The sequence below is a fragment of the Paenibacillus vandeheii genome (genome assembly GCF_030433635.1).
In the GTDB taxonomy this organism is placed as follows: Bacteria; Bacillota; Bacilli; order Paenibacillales; family Paenibacillaceae; genus Paenibacillus; species Paenibacillus vandeheii.
On record NZ_JAROCD010000001.1, the window covers coordinates 340,358 to 356,206 of the forward strand.

Consider the following 15,849-nt stretch of genomic DNA (forward strand, 5'->3'; position numbering starts at 1 on the left):
TATACTGATATTATAAACTATAATAGACGGAATGCAGTATAACAGTAAAATGCTGATCATAACAGTTGGGAGGTGCATGTGTGCATATTGAATTAAAACGGGGAAGCAGCACTAAATTATATGTTCAGATTGCACTCACCCTTGCGGACCGAATAAGGTCTGGATTAATCGAGCCTGGTACCCGTTTGCCATCAGTTCGTAAAATGACCACAGATCTGGGCGTCAGTCTGGTCACCGTGTCCAAAGCCTATGCAGAGCTTGAAGCCATACAGCTGATTACCTGTTCCCAAGGGAAGGGATGTTATGTACGGGGGACGCAGGAGATGGAGAAAACAGAAGATATGGAGAGGGCTCACCGTACTCAAGCAAAGAATGAATCCAGCACGCCATGGAACTGGCAGATGGCTCTTGTGGATTATTTGCCCAGAGCTCAGCTCTGGAGACATTTTGATGCATCTCCTCAAGTTAGATATGAGCTGCATATGTCGGCCATTCAGCCTGAATTGTTGCCAACGCGAGAGATTATCGACAGTGCCTACCGACTGTCCTCGGATCATCCGGAGCGAATGGCTGCATACGGGTCCTTTCAGGGGGATCGGGAACTGCGTCAGACGTTCTCCGGGCATTTTGCGGAAAGAGGTCTGCGGGTAATGCCTGAACGGATGCTAATAACGAGCGGTACCCAGCAGGGGATTGATCTTGTGGCGCGTACGTTTGTTGGTCCTGGTGACGTCGTTTACATGGAAGCACCAAGTTATACCGGAGCGATTGATGTGTTTACAAGCAGAGGAGCAAAGATCATTACAGTGCCGATGGATGACGATGGTATGCGTATTGATCTGTTAACCCGGTTATGTGATACATACCCGCCGAAGTTAATATATACGATTCCTACGTTTCACAATCCTACAGGCATTACGATGAGCGCCAAACGACGTGCACAACTGCTGAATCTTGCTCAGAGTTATCATTGTCTCATCCTGGAGGATGATCCGTTCGCTGATTTGTATTTCCGTGATCCACCCCCTGCTTCTATTAAATCCATGGATGGGACGGGCCACGTGATATATATCAAGAGCTTCAGCAAAGTGCTGTCTCCCGGCTGTCGAGTGGCGTGTGCGGTTGCAGACGGAAGTGTACTCACCCGGCTTGTTGCTGCCAAATCCACTGCGGATCTCGGGAGCCCGCTGCTCACGCAGAAGGCATTGCAATCTTTTATTCAACATCAATACAGTGCGTATACAGCCCGTCTGAGGGATGAGTTATATTCCCGTCTGTGTGCCGCAGCGGATGTGCTGGTGGAACATGGTCCTCCGGGGATGTATTGGACTTTACCTGATGGGGGATTAAATCTGTGGCTGCAATTGCCGGATGGTTTGGATATGCGTGAGCTGCATCGCCAGTCACTTGCTGCAGGTGTTTCCTTTTTGCCGGGTTCTGCCTGTTATGTGGGGGAAACGGATACGGCGAGTCTGCGGATCTGCTTCACGGTTACGAATCAGGAACTGTTATGTGAAGGGCTACGGGTGTTATGCAGGGTTATTGAGAACATTACACCGCAGCAGGGTGGGACAACAGCGGACAGGCTCCCGCTTATTTAATTTTCTTGAACACGGACATACATCCAATCCACATTGGACCCTGTGCAATACGTTATAGTATCACTTGAAAGGGAGTTGGTTTGAAATGAACCATTTCTGTCCACCGCTTTGTCCGATTGTATGTGACCCGATCCAAGTTGTTGAAGATTACTACATCCCACAAATCGTACCCGTAATTCACCCGATCGAAGTCATCAAAAAACATCACTGTGTGCCAATTCATCATCACATGTATCCTGTCGTGGTCAAAGAAGAAGAACCTTGTTTTGTTTCAAGCCATAACGGTAAGAAAAAATCCGTGAAAAAATCAGGCAAATCCCGCACAACTACTCGCAAGCGCTAGTCGCAGCGGGTGCCCCGGGGGAATAGGTAAACATACCAAAGAGCAGCATACGCCCCGGGGCGCAGCTGCTTTTGTTTTTTTTATATTCAGTGTTCGGCTAATGTTTGATGTACTTTTTCATCGCATTATCCATTTGTTGTCTCACATGCTGCGGCCAGAATTGAAGTGGGGCGCTGCTGCCAGAGGCCGCCTCCAATGCTTTAAACACATCGATTTGACCGTAACCGAAATACTTGTCATGACCTGGGTCACCAAGATCTATGACACTTTGACGCATGAGATCCATAACTTCCGTGTTGGTCAGATCGGGATTGAGCGAGCGAATCAAGCCTGCAAGTGCCGCTACATGGGGGCTAGCCATGGACGTTCCGGACAAGGCCGCATATTGGTTGTTCGGATACGTACTTGCGATGCTGGACCCTGGAGCCGTTACATCCACGTAATCCCCGTAGTTGGAATAGGAAGCTTTGCTCATGTCCGGATCCGTAGCAGATACCGCAAATACTTCCGGATAGGCGGCAGGGTATCCTGGACGCTCCGTATTGTCGTTACCGGTCGCTGCAATTAATACGATATCGCGATCAAAAGCGTATTTGATGGCATCATGAAGAAATTGGGCATCGGCGTAATTCCCCAAACTCATATTAATGACCTTGGCTCCATGATCAGCGGCCCAAATGATGCCTTCGGCAACGGCGTAGGTTGTGCCTGAACCCGAATTGTCCAGCACTTTAACAGGAAGTACCTTGTTATACCAGCTCATGCCTGCTACACCTTCGTTATTATTCACAACAGCGCCGATGATGCCTGCTACATGTGTACCATGGCCCACATCATCAAGCGGTTTGCTTGCTGGATCAACAACGTTATAACCATCCAGCAGCTTGCCCTTCAAATCGGGATGAGTCAGATCGACGCCGGTGTCTACCACGGCAACGATAACATCCTTGTTGCCTTTCGTAATATTCCACCCGCGGTTAGTCTCAATGGCGGGCAGGTTCCACTGGTAGTCAGAGAACAAGAGATCATTGGGCACGGTTACATCTTGTTCAGGTAAGGTCTCATTGGTTAAATACATGTAGTGGGGTTCCATATACAGCGGATTCCATTTACGTTCAAAATAAGCATGCAGTTGCTCATAATTCATATGTTCTGACCGAAAAACATACGTATATCCAAGCTTACGTGCCGATTGAGTGCGCAGATCGGATTTAATGATGCGCATATCCCGCTCCCCTGGCTCCTGACGGAAACGGATGACAATTTCATTTTCGTAAAAATGACTGGCATTGGCGTTATCATGCCCTGTCTTTACGGTGATTTCGTTAAGGGTGTCGGGGTGTACAGATTCTATTTTGAACTTGCCTTCCCGCGGATAAGGGATCATGCGCAAATTTTTGCGCTGGTGCTGCTCGACAGCATTCAGGACATTTTGGCTAAACAAAGCGATGACGGCTCTTTTTCCATCTTTGGAGGGCTGCCCCATGACAAAAAACTTTTCTTTTCCCAGAGGAAAGGATGAAGATTCGAAGCTTTGACGTTTACTCACGGCTTTTTTGGCCAAGGCGAGAGAATGTTCCAGCTTCTGCTGTTCCACTTTGCTTCCTTTTGCTGCTGTTTTGTCAAAGTGCCGACTGCGTGATCCATTGGTATTCATTATATCAATAGACCGGATATGATCATGTGTTTGTTGTAGTTCATTAACGTATTTGCTTATTTGTACATCATTCATTTTGGAGGTTTTCTCAAGCATGATGCTAAGGTGCTGTTTGGCATCCGCGCGGGTTAGCAGATCGGTTGACTTTACATCCTGGACTTTGAGACGTTGTTTGCTTGCATGCTCCTCGTGTGGAGAATCGGGCATGGCACTTGGAGTAGGAACAGGACGATTGGACGTTGGAAGCAAAAGTGTCAAGGCAAGTGCGCCTGCACCCGCGGCAATGGCCCAATTAATCCATTTCGGTCTGGACATAAGGGATGGAACCTCCTCGTTTGTTTTGACAATCATCTTACAGTGCTCTAATTTCATCGTTGTCACTGGATATATGTATCGTTAGGAAAAGCGGTTATTTTTATGCAGGTGAAGATCAGGTGAGCTGTGGGTAATGGACATGTTCAGGGGCAGGAAGGGAAAGCCTGATTAAGGGATACCGCTCGTCATCTTTTTATGGTAGGATAGTAGCTGAGAATTCAAGGTCAGGGGAGAACCTCCCGTTGGCCGATCTATATGTAAGGACTTATTTAAGGGGGAGCTACCTTTATGTCAGCAGCCAATGTACAGAAAACATGTGAGTCAACTAGGGAAAAGTTAAAACCGGCTATCGATCGGATCGAACAATTTTTGAATGAAAATGCCTTGCCTGAACTGGATCAGAATCAGACGGAGGAGTCATCAGCCTTCTACAAAGGATTTCTTTCGGATCTCCGTCATTTGCTCGTTTTTTCTGAAGTTTCTTACGAAAAACTTGGCGTTGTGCTGCGTCGTGCCAATTTTGATGTCGATTTTGCCGAGAAGGCTCTCTATAACACATACCATCAAAGCATAAACAGCTTTTTTTATCCTAAAAATGAATGTTACTCCGAAGATGGAAGATATGCTTACACTGGTCAGGATGCAATCCGTTTCCGTGATAAGCCCATTCGTGCAGTACGGGATGTCATTCTTGAGATATCAAAAACGTACGAAGAATTGCGCGATGACCTGGCATATTATGAAAGTGACTACCTAACGCAGCGTCGGATGCAAAACCAACGCAATCACGCGTGAATCAATTTTTTAACTCATATGCGAATTCGACAAAACCGCCCTTGTGGCGGTTTTTTTGCGTTTTCTTCAACTGGAATTGCGGAGAAGGGCCCATGTCATCATCTGGCATTTCGTTGGAGAATAGCTCATTTACGGTGCGGAGACAATAGATGTCGAGGTGATAAAAATGAGCCATGAGAAGCCAATAGTCAAATGCAGTGTTGCTAACTGTCACTTTTGGGGAGAAAACAATTTCTGCCAGGCCGATGCCATCATGATTGACATTGACCAACATGCCACCCGCCGCTTACATGAGGAATTTGCCGGAGAGACCTTTGATTCCGATCATCATGATCATGCACGTACATCTTCTGCGACATGCTGCCACACATTTAGACCGAAATGAGCAGTCATTCCCATTTATATGGAGGTGCTTTGCATTGAATAATGACCATAGAGATGATTACCCGTTCCATCGTCAAAAAACAACTTCGTTAGATGAAAAACAGCGTGAGCGTGTAGATTATCCAAGACGCAGCCACAAGGAAGAGTATGGTGCGGAGGTAGCACCTACAACTGGTTCTATTCGAACAGAACCAACGGAAAGAACAGATCATACACCTGTAAAGCACGAAGAAGACGGTGTCATGAAATCTACCGGCCGAATCTCCGGTTATATGGGGCTGGCCTTTGGTATTGCTTCCTTGTTCATGTGGTCCATTGTTCTGGGTCCGGCAGCAGCAGTGCTTGGATACTATGCTTATGTCAACGGCCGTAAAACGGCGGGGGCGTGGTCCATTGGACTTGGGGCCGTGGCAACACTCAGCTATTTCTTTATGATTCCATTCGCTCGCTGATACGTAAAAACATGATCTGAAAAAGCAATCCTAATGAGCATATAACCGACTGATATGAGTTGCTTATTGTAGCCTTCTGCTTCCACTTTACTTAAAGGTGATAGCAGAAGGTTTCTTTCGTATTTACGCAATGATGTTGTACAATCGGTTTATTTTTTTGAAAATATTTTGAAAACAATAGAAGCTTCCTGTAAAATAATGTAGAATAAAGTCATAATCTACGTTTACATTATATGGGAGTGAATATAACTCATGCAGATTGATCCGCGCGCGTCGCGGCAGTTGCTGGAACTGCAATTGTCCAATAGTCTCAACGAAACAAATGCATCGGATGGAAATTCCGATTCAAAGGTGGATTTTGCCAGTATGATGGACGGGCTGCTCGGGACGAATTCAACTTCTTTAAACAATACCGTAGGAGAAGGCGTGAACTCTGCTGCGATCTCCAAACGATCCAGTGACGGTCTGTTGTGGCTGCAATTGGGCAGCATGTATAATCCGGATGCAAGTTCTGTTTCTTCCTCAAACAGTAATGGGATTTCTTTATCTTCTCTGATAAATACTGGAGTAGTGGATTCGGGTGCATCTGTACCTACGGATTATGAATCTTTGATTGCTTCAGCGAGCGCCAAATATGGGGTACCTGAATCTTTGATCAAGGCAGTTATTGATACAGAATCCGGCTTTAATCCAAATGTAGTGTCTTCCGCAGGTGCCAAAGGACTCATGCAGTTGATGGATGGCACAGCAGCAGGGCTGGGTGTAAGCAACGCTTACGATCCCGCTCAAAATATAGATGGTGGAACCAAATACCTTTCTCTCCAGCTCCAGCGTTTTGGTGGCGAGGTGAAGATGGCACTTGCTGCATATAATGCCGGACCGGGACGGGTTTCGAGTTTGGGTGTATCGAGTGATGCTGAATTAATGAGTGTACTAAACCGTCTCCCTTCAGAAACACAGGCTTATATTTCCAAAGTGGAGAAAGCGCAGTCGAAATATATGGTATAAGTGGTATAGATCAAAGAAATAGCAACACAACAGTATGCCTGGGAAGAGATCAAACGCGGGAACAGCAGCCTTAAATGTGCTTAGTTCCTGTTTGGTCTTTTTGTGTTGAGCGGGGATCGTGTTACAATGCTCACTGTAGATTCCACAACGAAGAGACAAGGAGGGGAACCTCATTTGAAATATTTTGATCATGCCGCAACGACGCCTCCTCATCCGGATGTCATTCGTACAATGACCGAGATTATGGAGGCACAATATGGGAACCCGTCATCGATTCATGGATATGGTGAGCGAGCCCATCAACTGTTGCGCCGAGCGCGATCTGTCTGCGCAGCTGCTATTGATGTGAAGCCGGAAGAAATTATATTTACCTCAGGTGCAACCGAGAGCAACAACCTTGCCATCAAAGGCGCGGCATTACAGTATCAATCTCGGGGCAAACACATGATTACAACGGCAACGGAACATGCTTCGGTATATGAAAGTTTTGCACAGTTGCAGCAGTGGGGCTGGGAGGTCACATGGCTTCCTGTGGATTCCGACGGGCTGATTAGCTCCCAGCAGATGATGGATGCCATAAGATCGGATACGGTGCTTGTGAGTCTGATGCATGTGAATAATGAAACAGGAGCGATACATCCAATTGCTGAAATCGGAGCACGTCTGAAAAAGGAAGCACCAAAGGTGCTTTTTCATGTGGATGGTGTGCAGGGCTTTGGCAAAATGGAGGCTAAACCTGCAGCATGGGGCGCTGATCTGTACAGCTTGTCTGCTCACAAGATTCGTGGTCCCAAAGGAGCGGGACTTCTCTATGTACGAAGTGGAGTGCAGCTTACGCCTCTACTGTCAGGAGGTTCCCAGGAGCAGGGATTGAGAGCGGGAACTGAAAACGTACCTTTGCTTGTCGGCATGGCGAAGGCGATGCGTCTTGCAGCAGAACGTCAGGCTGACTTTGCGCGGCATACAACGATTTTGCGAGATCGTATTATGGAGATCATCGATACGATTCCCGGACTTGTCCTAAATAGTCGTAAAGAGGGAGCACCGCACATAGTTCATTTTTCTTATCCTGGAATGAAGGCAGAAGTGGCGCTTCATACCCTAGAACAACTTGGAGTAACCGTTTCTACACAATCTGCCTGCTCTTCGCGATCAGCAGAACCCAGCAGGGTATTGCTTGCCATGGGCAGGGATAATGCTTGTGCTGCTGGTGGATTGCGTATTAGTCTTGGAGATGAACATACAGAAGAAGATGTGGCTCTGCTCGGGCAGGCTTTACATCAGATGGTGGCGCAGCTGCGCCCGTTGGAAAGGCGGATGTGATTTTAGATGAAATATGATATGCTGCTTCTCCGTTTCGGAGAGTTTATGTTAAAAGGAAAAAACCGTGCCCGGTTCGAAAAAACAATCATTACCCAGGTACGTTCCCTGCTCAAACCGTATCCAGGCGCAAGTCTTCGGAAGGAGTTTGGACGGTTATATGTCGATTTAGGTGGCGAATCTCATACCGAGCTGATTGCTGTGCTGAAACGAGTGTTCGGTGTTATGTCGATCAGTCCGGTTAAAGTGACTCCATCTGAGCTTGACCAGATCGTGGAGACGGCCGTAGCTTTTATGGATGAAAGAGTGAGTGAATTCAAAGAAGGGACTACATTCAAAGTTAATGTGCGGCGTGTATGGAAAGAGTTCCCCAGTTCTTCGCATGAAATGAACCATCTGGTAGGTTCTCCGATTCTTCGGAAATTCCAGCAGTTGAGTGTAGACGTGCGTCAACCTGACATTGAACTGCGCGTGGAAATTCGGGATCAGGGCACATATATCTTCAATGAGGTGATTCCGGCCGTAGGCGGATTCCCCCTGGGTACAAATGGAAAAGCGATGCTCTTACTCTCGGGTGGCATAGACAGCCCTGTAGCGGCATGGTCTTCGATGCGTAGAGGCCTCGAAGTGGAATGCGTCCACTTTTACAGTTATCCGTTCACAAGCCAGCGTGCCAAAGAAAAGGTCATTGATTTGGCGCGTGCACTTGCTGATCATGCAGGCACAATTAAACTGCATCTGGTTCCTTTTACGGAAATTCAAACAGCATTTACCCAACTGGGACAAGATAACTTGATCATTACACTGATGCGCCGCTCCATGTTACGTATTGCCACCAAGCTGGCTGAACGTGAGCGTGCGCTTGCACTAATTACCGGAGATAGTCTGGGTCAGGTAGCGAGCCAGACCCTGCCGAGCATGAATGTTATTGGGCGTGCGACGGATCTGCCGTTGCTGCGACCACTTGTTATGATGGATAAACAGGAGATTATAACGCTATCCAAACAGATCGGGACGTACGATATATCGATTCTGCCCTATGAGGATTGTTGTACTCTTTTTGTACCGAAATCTCCAACCACGAACCCAAATCTTCGCATTGTGGACAAAATCGAAGCAACCATGAGTCAGCTGCCGGAATGGGTGGAGCAGGCAGTGGAGCAGACAGAAACAATTACGCTGCATGCAGGCGAAAACTTTATGGTAACCAGTCAGCAGGATGAAGCTAATGAAATGAAAGAAGAGTGGTTCTGAGGACCCGTATTCTGGTTTGAATGACATAATAAGGACTATGTTATCTTCCAGCATAAAAAGGACTGGCCGATGTATTATCGGTCAGTCCTTTTTATGCTGCCTGTGGTTAGTGGGAGCAACATTTATTAAATGCTTAGGAATAGGAGTGCTGCCGCTCTCCACCTGGTTTATTGCTGCTTGCACGTTTGCGATATCCTGCAAACACGACACCAGCAGTGACGAGAACGATAAATAAGATTCTCAGTGCAGGATGCTCAGTGAAGAAAGGCACGAGACGATGTTCCTCTGTAATCATGTTAGAAGCCGTATATCCCAGCACAATGGCTCCAAGATAGATGATCCAAGGGAAACGGTTAATTAATTTGATGAACAGCGTACTGCCCCAAACGATAATAGGCACACTGATCAGCAGTCCGAGTATAACAAGTACCAGATGCTGCTGAGCTGCACCAGCAACGGCGATGACGTTATCCAGTCCCATGGCAGCGTCTGCGATCACAATCGTTCGCACAGCTACCCAGAGAGAACTGCCGGCCTTGATATCCGAATGCTCTTCCCCTTGATCTGCCAATAACTTGTACGCAATCCAGATTAGCAGTAATCCCCCAACAAGAAGTAGCCAAGGCACTTTGAGCAGCCAGAGTACAATCACAGTGGCCACAATGCGAATCAACAGTGCGCCGCCTGTTCCATAAAGAATCGCCCTTTTTTGCACAGAAGGGTGCAAATTTCGAGCTGCGAGACCAATTACGATGGCATTATCGCCAGCCAGAATTAGATCAATAAATACAACGTTCAACAACGCTAGCCAAAAAGCGGGGCTAAACAGCTCCATACGATGTCACTCCTTCTATATTTCCAACCCTAAGAAAGCTTGTTCAACGTTTAAGAATAGCATGGACAACTTTGACATACAAGTTAGAGTGGGGGGATGAGAAGCATGGATACGTTATGGCTATTGACCGAAATATTAATGATCAATCTGGTTCTGAGTGGAGATAATGCGGTTGTTATTGCACTTGCAAGCAAGGATTTGCCAGCAAGACAGCGCAAGCAAGCGGTGTGGTGGGGAGCTTTCGGCGCGGTTGTTTTACGTTGTGTGTTAACCTTTGCAGCCGTGCTGCTCCTGGGCATTCCTTTTATTCAGGCGGCAGGTGGTCTGCTGTTGCTCTGGATTGCCGTCAAGCTGCTGCTTCAGAATGAAGATGAAGTACATATTCGTAAGGCGTCCACCACCTGGAAAGCGATCCAAACGATTTTGATTGCTGACTTTGTCATGAGTCTGGATAACGTTCTCGCGATTGCTGCACTGGCGGATGGGGATTTGGCGCTGACAGTCATCGGGATTGCCATAAGTATTCCGATTGTGGTGTGGGGCAGCGGATTAATTGTTGGTTTGTTGAAACGGTTTCCGATTCTGGTGTTTGCCGGTTCAGGTATTCTGGCCTTCACAGCAGGTGAGATGGTGATGAATGATCCAAAGCTGGGCCAGTGGCTTGGCGGCATGGCAGCTGAAGCGCATACATTCCTGCCTGTAGCTATGGCTTGTCTTGTAATCGCGGTTGGCGGAGCTCATAAATTTGTTCGTCGAAACGTGTAAATTAAATTTGATAAATGAATGATAGATGAATGATAAATATAGCTGTAGACTGCCCTTTAAGGGCAGTTTTTTGTCGTATATGATGTTCTCTGCAGGAGAGGGCTGACTCAATTGAGTCATAGTCCGGCCATTTTAGGGTAATACAGGATAATGGAGAGTCGAAGTACGACATAAAGTGTAGTTTTTTGCATACACATCGGCTAAACTAGAAGCAGGCTGGAAGCAGTCAGTCATCATGGAATGCTGGGAATGCTTTTCGTTCAGCTTACGGGATACATAGCCAAATGTTATAAGAGGTGATTGTAGATGAAAAATGAAAAAGCAATTGGAATATTTATTTTAGTTGCAGGTATTATCATTTTACTAGGTAAATTTGGTGTGTTTGGCTTCATGGGACGGCACTTCTGGCCTTTGCTTATTTTGTTGCCAGGTATTGCTCTTCATGCATGTTATTATGCAAGGCTTACACCATCCTGGTCACTCGTTCCAGCAGGCACGTTAACCATCTATGGTCTATTGTTCGGGATTACGAATACATGGGGCGGCGGTTTGATGAGCAGCCTTTGGCCAACGTTTTTGCTTGGGATTGCCATTGGTTTGCTGGAATATGCACTGGCCGATCAACGAAGACCTGCACTAGTACTTCCGGTTGCACTGGGCATGGGTAGCCTTTCAATTATTTTATTCGGATTTACATTGCTTCACACCGGTATTATCTACGTGCTAGCAGTACTTTTGATTGTAGGCGGGGTATGGTTGCTGATTGGTCGTAGACGCCAAGGGAGAGGATGGTAACATTCCCAGTGGTCTTTCAAGCGAAATATCTTGATTTTTACCTATGATCAACTATAATATAAGGGATATAGACATGCGTCGGGATATCACCGACGCTTATTTTGGGTGAGTAACCTGCGAATTTGCGGGAAGTTTAGTAGATAAGAATTGAAATTGGAAAGGATATGGATACAAACCATGCATTCAAGAGAACACATTCGCAATATTGCGATTATTGCCCACGTCGACCACGGGAAAACAACGCTCGTCGACAAGTTGCTCCAGCAATCCGGTACTTTCCGTGATCACGAAACGGTACAGGAGCGCGCAATGGACTCCAACGATTTGGAGCGTGAACGCGGTATTACGATTCTGGCCAAAAACACAGCTATTACCTATAAAGATTACCTGATCAACATTGTGGATACACCAGGACACGCCGACTTTGGTGGTGAAGTGGAGCGTATCATGAAAATGGTTGACGGCGTATTGCTCGTTGTTGATGCTTACGAAGGCTGTATGCCACAAACGAAGTTCGTACTTCGTAAAGCACTGGAGCACAACCTGACACCAATCGTTGTTGTAAACAAAATTGACCGTCCAGCGGCTCGTCCGACTGAGGTTATTGATGAAGTACTGGACCTGTTCATTGAACTGGGTGCCAACGATCAACAACTTGAATTCCCTGTTGTATATGCTTCCGCATTGAACGGAACATCCAGCATGGATAATGATCCTGCGAAACAGGATGACAACATGATGGCGATCTACAATACCATCGTTAGTCATATCCCACACCCTACCGAAAATGTTGAAGAACCACTTCAATTCCTCGTTACTTTGATGGACTACAATGAATACCTTGGCCGTATTGCCATTGGTCGTGTTAACCGCGGTGTGATCCGTCAAGGACAATCGGTAACGGTTATTATGCGTGATGGTAAGAGCAAAACTGCACGTATCGAGAAACTGTTCGGTTTCCAGGGTCTCAAACGTATTGAGACGGAAGAAGCAGGAGCAGGCGACATCGTTGCCATTGCAGGGATCAAGGACATCAACATTGGTGAAACCATCGCTGATCCGAACAATCCAGAAGCACTTCCAGTTCTGAAAATCGATGAGCCTACCCTACAAATGACGTTCCTCGTGAACAACAGTCCATTCGCAGGTCGTGAAGGTAAATGGGTAACTTCCCGTAAACTTCGTGAGCGTTTGTTCAAAGAATTGGAAACGGACGTTTCCCTTCGTGTTGACGAAACGGAAAGCCCGGATGCATTTGTCGTTTCCGGACGTGGTGAGCTTCACTTGGGTATCCTGATTGAGAATATGCGTCGTGAAGGATATGAATTGCAAGTATCGAAACCGGAAGTTATCATTAAAGAAGTTGACGGTAAGAAAATGGAACCGGTTGAGCGCTTGTTGATTGATATCCCTGAAGAAAGCATGGGTTCCGTAATGGAGAGCCTGGGCGCACGTAAAGCAGAGATGGTTAACATGGTCAACACAGGTAGTGGTCAAGTTCGTCTGGAGTTCCTGATTCCAGCACGTGGTTTGATCGGATATAGCACAAACTTCCTGACATTGACTCGTGGTTACGGTGTTATGAACCATGCATTTGACAGCTACGCTCCAGTAGTATCCGGTCAAGTGGGTGGACGTCACCAAGGTGTACTGATCTCAACTGAAACTGGTACATCTACGTTCTATGGCATGATGGGCGTTGAGGATCGCGGTACTCTCTTCTTGGAGCCAGGTACTGAAATCTACGAAGGTATGATTGTTGGTGAACATACACGTGACAATGATATCGTTGTCAACATTTGCAAAGAAAAACAACTTACTAACGTTCGTTCTTCAGGTAAAGATGATACGGTTAAAATTAAAACTCCGATTATCTTCTCGTTGGAACAGGCGCTTGAATATCTGAATGAAGATGAATATTGTGAGATTACACCGAAATCTATTCGTCTTCGTAAGAAGATCCTGAACAAATCCGAGCGTGAGCGTGCAGAGAAACAACGTAAAATGGCTACAAAATAACGCCTAACGACAACTAAAATAAAAGATATAAGTTGATGTTTGAGGATGCACGGAAAGTAACGAAAGGTTTGTACAGCAAAAGTAGTGGAGGGATCGGAATCGATTCTGAAGAAGCGAAGCGCTCGCCTTTGTCTCCAAATTTTAACCTTTGAAGATTCGTTCAAGAAAATTTGGAGACAACAGCGATCGAAAGAACGATCCGAAACCGAAACGGTCACCATGTACTTCTCTTGAGTTATAGAAAGGGTATCATCAACCAGTTAACCTATATCTAGCATGAACACGAAAGGAGCTGGCTGTGCATGCAAGCATGGTTTGCATCAAACCCGATCGTAGCCTACATCGTCATCTTTGTATTGATTACTTACGTATATAACAAGGTGTTTCGGGTACGTCAGAAATTACCGCTTGGTAAGGAAATCGTTCTCTATATATTGATGGCGATGGGCACATTCATGCTTCTTGTTTTTCAAATTGACAAGCTGCCGATAATTCAATGTTTGTTGGTAGCGGTTGGTTTGATGCTGTTAGTGCGAGTGCGCTATTTCATTGAAGGTCGTCAAAAGAAAAAAGCGGAAGCTGCCGCTCGAAACTCATAAATTCTGTATAGTATAGACCATCCGTTTTCCCTAGGGAAAGCGGTTGTCTTATATATAGGCCAAAACAGATGTGATAAAGGTGTTGAAGATATGAACTCGAATTCGAACGGACTGCCTCCACGGAGACAGGCACCGACTCAATCCGGCGCTTCTGGATCGAAGAACGGTAAAGGCAAGCAACCAAAGAAGAAGAGACGGATGCGTACCTTTGGCAGACTAATTTTAAGTTTATTGGTTATTGCAATTGTGGTAGGCGGCGGATATGCGTATTGGGTATACAACCAGGTAGCGGATACGGGCATTGACAAGCCAGTACCTCCGGGGATGTCAGCCAAGACCAAACCGATTACGATGTTGTTACTAGGCACAGATAACCGTCCTGAGACGGGTACGTACCTTTCAGATGTGGTTATGGTAGCTTCTCTAAATCCGGAGACCAAGACGGCAACTATTGTGTCTTTACCTCGGGATACGCGTATTCAGTTGGATGGCTACAAAGCAAACAAGTTGAACTCCTACTATCCCAAATTCAAAGCACAAGAAAAAACCTCTGGCAAAAATGCAGAGGATCAGATGAAAGAAATGATGGGCAAATATCTGGATGTGGATATCAATTATACTACGGTCCTGAATTTTCAAGCGTTTCGTGATGCGGTCAATGCTGTAGGTGGCGTTGATGTAACGGTGGATAAAAATATGTGTTACAAAGATACGGCCGATGGCACAGATATTAATCTGGTGGCTGGCGCACAGCATTTGGATGGCAAAGAAGCACTTGATTTTGTTCGTTACCGTAAATCAAACTGCAAACCAAAAACAGATGAATCCAACGACTTTGACCGAAATAAACGTCAGAATCAAGTGCTGAATTCCATGTTGGATCAGTTGAAATCATTGGGCGGTGTAACGAAGATTGGTAAAGTGATCGGTGCCGTTGATGACAACATGACAACAGACGTGGAATCAGAACAAATGAAGAACTTCATTTCTACCTATTGGAATATTTCCAAATCGGATGTGCATTACACACCTGTAACCGGAGAATGGAAAAGTCCCTATGTGTATATCAACGAAACCGAATTGGCAAATGCCAAACAGGCGTTGAAGGATACACTCTCAGGTAAAGTAACAGCTTCTCCATCAGCTGAGTAACATGCATTCTTTTAGGATTGGAAGCAGCTTTGGTGGTATGCTATAATAACATCAACAACGAATCAAGAATTGCATAAAGAAGATTAGGGGGCTGGTTGGATGTCCGAAGCCGTCACACAATTGACTGAATCTCTTTTACAGCAATTCAAGAACGAAACATTTGTGCTCTTGAGCACCGTGGACGTTGAAACTGGAGGTCCAACATCAACAGCAATCTCCTGGGTTTATGCGGAGAATGCTTCTACCCTGCGTGTGGCGATTGATCATCGCTCACGTCTCGTGAACAATATGATCGAGAATCCCGCTATTACCGTCACCATTTTTGGAGAAGAGATGGTGTATGCGGTAAACGGACGTGCTTCCGTACGACAAAATCCGTTACAGGATGTTCCGTTTAATATGTGCTGTTTCGACATTTCCATTGAAGCGGTAAGGAACGCCCTTTTTTATGGAGCCCAACTCTCCTCTGTGCCTCAATATGTCAAAATATATGATCAGCGTGCTGCTGAGAAATTAGATGAGCAGGTTTTTACTGCCATGAAAAAAGCCTAGTGA

Annotated in this window: 17 protein-coding genes; 14 read left to right on the plus strand and 3 right to left on the minus strand. The window is 46.1% G+C overall.

Annotated elements, in window-relative coordinates; all coding sequences use genetic code 11:
- The first annotated feature begins 80 nt into the window (after window positions 1-80).
- A complete protein-coding gene (pdxR, locus tag P5G61_RS01480; RefSeq protein ID WP_301243756.1) occupies window positions 81-1,601 on the plus strand; it encodes a MocR-like pyridoxine biosynthesis transcription factor PdxR in 1,521 nt (506 codons plus the stop codon).
- 85 nt (window positions 1,602-1,686) lie between these two features.
- On the plus strand, window positions 1,687-1,944 hold the full coding sequence (locus tag P5G61_RS01485; protein ID WP_024628454.1) for a hypothetical protein: 258 nt from the start codon (window positions 1,687-1,689) through the stop codon (window positions 1,942-1,944).
- A 97-nt stretch (window positions 1,945-2,041) separates the two neighbouring features.
- Here P5G61_RS01485 and P5G61_RS01490 read toward each other — a convergent pair whose 3' ends face one another.
- On the minus strand, window positions 2,042-3,916 hold the full coding sequence (locus tag P5G61_RS01490; RefSeq protein ID WP_301243757.1) for a S8 family peptidase: 1,875 nt from the start codon (window positions 3,914-3,916) through the stop codon (window positions 2,042-2,044).
- Between the two features lie 288 nt (window positions 3,917-4,204).
- Here P5G61_RS01490 and P5G61_RS01495 point away from each other — a divergent pair, with 288 nt between their 5' ends.
- Window positions 4,205-4,711 carry a YpuI family protein gene (locus tag P5G61_RS01495; RefSeq protein WP_079349640.1) on the plus strand — a complete coding sequence of 169 codons (507 nt, stop codon included), beginning with the start codon at window positions 4,205-4,207 and terminating at the stop codon, window positions 4,709-4,711.
- 1 nt (window position 4,712) lies between these two features.
- Here the strand turns inward: P5G61_RS01495 and P5G61_RS01500 are convergent, their stop codons facing one another.
- Window positions 4,713-4,985 carry a hypothetical protein gene (locus tag P5G61_RS01500; RefSeq protein WP_301244325.1) on the minus strand — a complete coding sequence of 91 codons (273 nt, stop codon included), beginning with the start codon at window positions 4,983-4,985 and terminating at the stop codon, window positions 4,713-4,715.
- Here P5G61_RS01500 and P5G61_RS01505 point away from each other — a divergent pair.
- From P5G61_RS01505 to thiI, 5 genes are all read left to right on the plus strand, one after another.
- Window positions 4,896-5,096 (plus strand): DUF1540 domain-containing protein, encoded by a 201-nt coding sequence (locus tag P5G61_RS01505; protein WP_306440240.1) that lies wholly within the window; start codon window positions 4,896-4,898, stop codon window positions 5,094-5,096. The two genes, P5G61_RS01500 and P5G61_RS01505, sit on opposite strands and share 90 nt — an antisense overlap.
- 34 nt (window positions 5,097-5,130) lie before the next feature.
- Complete coding sequence (locus P5G61_RS01510) at window positions 5,131-5,547, plus strand: hypothetical protein (protein ID WP_301243759.1); 417 nt, start codon at window positions 5,131-5,133, stop codon at window positions 5,545-5,547.
- A 252-nt stretch (window positions 5,548-5,799) separates the two neighbouring features.
- Window positions 5,800-6,555, plus strand: coding sequence for a lytic transglycosylase domain-containing protein (locus tag P5G61_RS01515; protein ID WP_301243761.1), 756 nt, complete (start codon window positions 5,800-5,802; stop codon window positions 6,553-6,555).
- A gap of 174 nt (window positions 6,556-6,729) precedes the next feature.
- A complete protein-coding gene (locus P5G61_RS01520) occupies window positions 6,730-7,878 on the plus strand; it encodes a cysteine desulfurase family protein (protein ID WP_301243763.1) in 1,149 nt (382 codons plus the stop codon).
- A 6-nt stretch (window positions 7,879-7,884) separates the two neighbouring features.
- Complete coding sequence (thiI, locus tag P5G61_RS01525; protein WP_301243765.1) at window positions 7,885-9,129, plus strand: tRNA uracil 4-sulfurtransferase ThiI; 1,245 nt, start codon at window positions 7,885-7,887, stop codon at window positions 9,127-9,129.
- A gap of 133 nt (window positions 9,130-9,262) precedes the next feature.
- Here the strand turns inward: thiI and P5G61_RS01530 are convergent, their stop codons facing one another.
- Window positions 9,263-9,964, minus strand: coding sequence for a TerC family protein (locus P5G61_RS01530; protein WP_062326458.1), 702 nt, complete (start codon window positions 9,962-9,964; stop codon window positions 9,263-9,265).
- Window positions 9,965-10,069: 105 nt separating this feature from the next.
- Between P5G61_RS01530 and P5G61_RS01535 the strand changes: the two genes are divergently transcribed.
- From P5G61_RS01535 to P5G61_RS01560, 6 genes are all read left to right on the plus strand, one after another.
- Window positions 10,070-10,729, plus strand: coding sequence for a TerC family protein (locus P5G61_RS01535; protein WP_301243770.1), 660 nt, complete (start codon window positions 10,070-10,072; stop codon window positions 10,727-10,729).
- 306 nt (window positions 10,730-11,035) lie between these two features.
- Entirely contained in the window at window positions 11,036-11,524 is a 489-nt protein-coding gene (locus P5G61_RS01540; RefSeq protein WP_301243772.1) for a hypothetical protein, read from the plus strand.
- 177 nt (window positions 11,525-11,701) lie between these two features.
- Complete coding sequence (typA, locus tag P5G61_RS01545; RefSeq protein WP_024628443.1) at window positions 11,702-13,543, plus strand: translational GTPase TypA; 1,842 nt, start codon at window positions 11,702-11,704, stop codon at window positions 13,541-13,543.
- Window positions 13,544-13,845: 302 nt separating this feature from the next.
- Complete coding sequence (locus P5G61_RS01550; RefSeq protein ID WP_053781242.1) at window positions 13,846-14,142, plus strand: YlaH-like family protein; 297 nt, start codon at window positions 13,846-13,848, stop codon at window positions 14,140-14,142.
- A gap of 90 nt (window positions 14,143-14,232) precedes the next feature.
- Window positions 14,233-15,294, plus strand: coding sequence for an LCP family protein (locus tag P5G61_RS01555; protein WP_301243777.1), 1,062 nt, complete (start codon window positions 14,233-14,235; stop codon window positions 15,292-15,294).
- Window positions 15,295-15,393: 99 nt separating this feature from the next.
- Window positions 15,394-15,846 carry a pyridoxamine 5'-phosphate oxidase family protein gene (locus tag P5G61_RS01560; protein WP_079349630.1) on the plus strand — a complete coding sequence of 151 codons (453 nt, stop codon included), beginning with the start codon at window positions 15,394-15,396 and terminating at the stop codon, window positions 15,844-15,846.
- The last annotated feature ends 3 nt before the right edge of the window (window positions 15,847-15,849 follow it).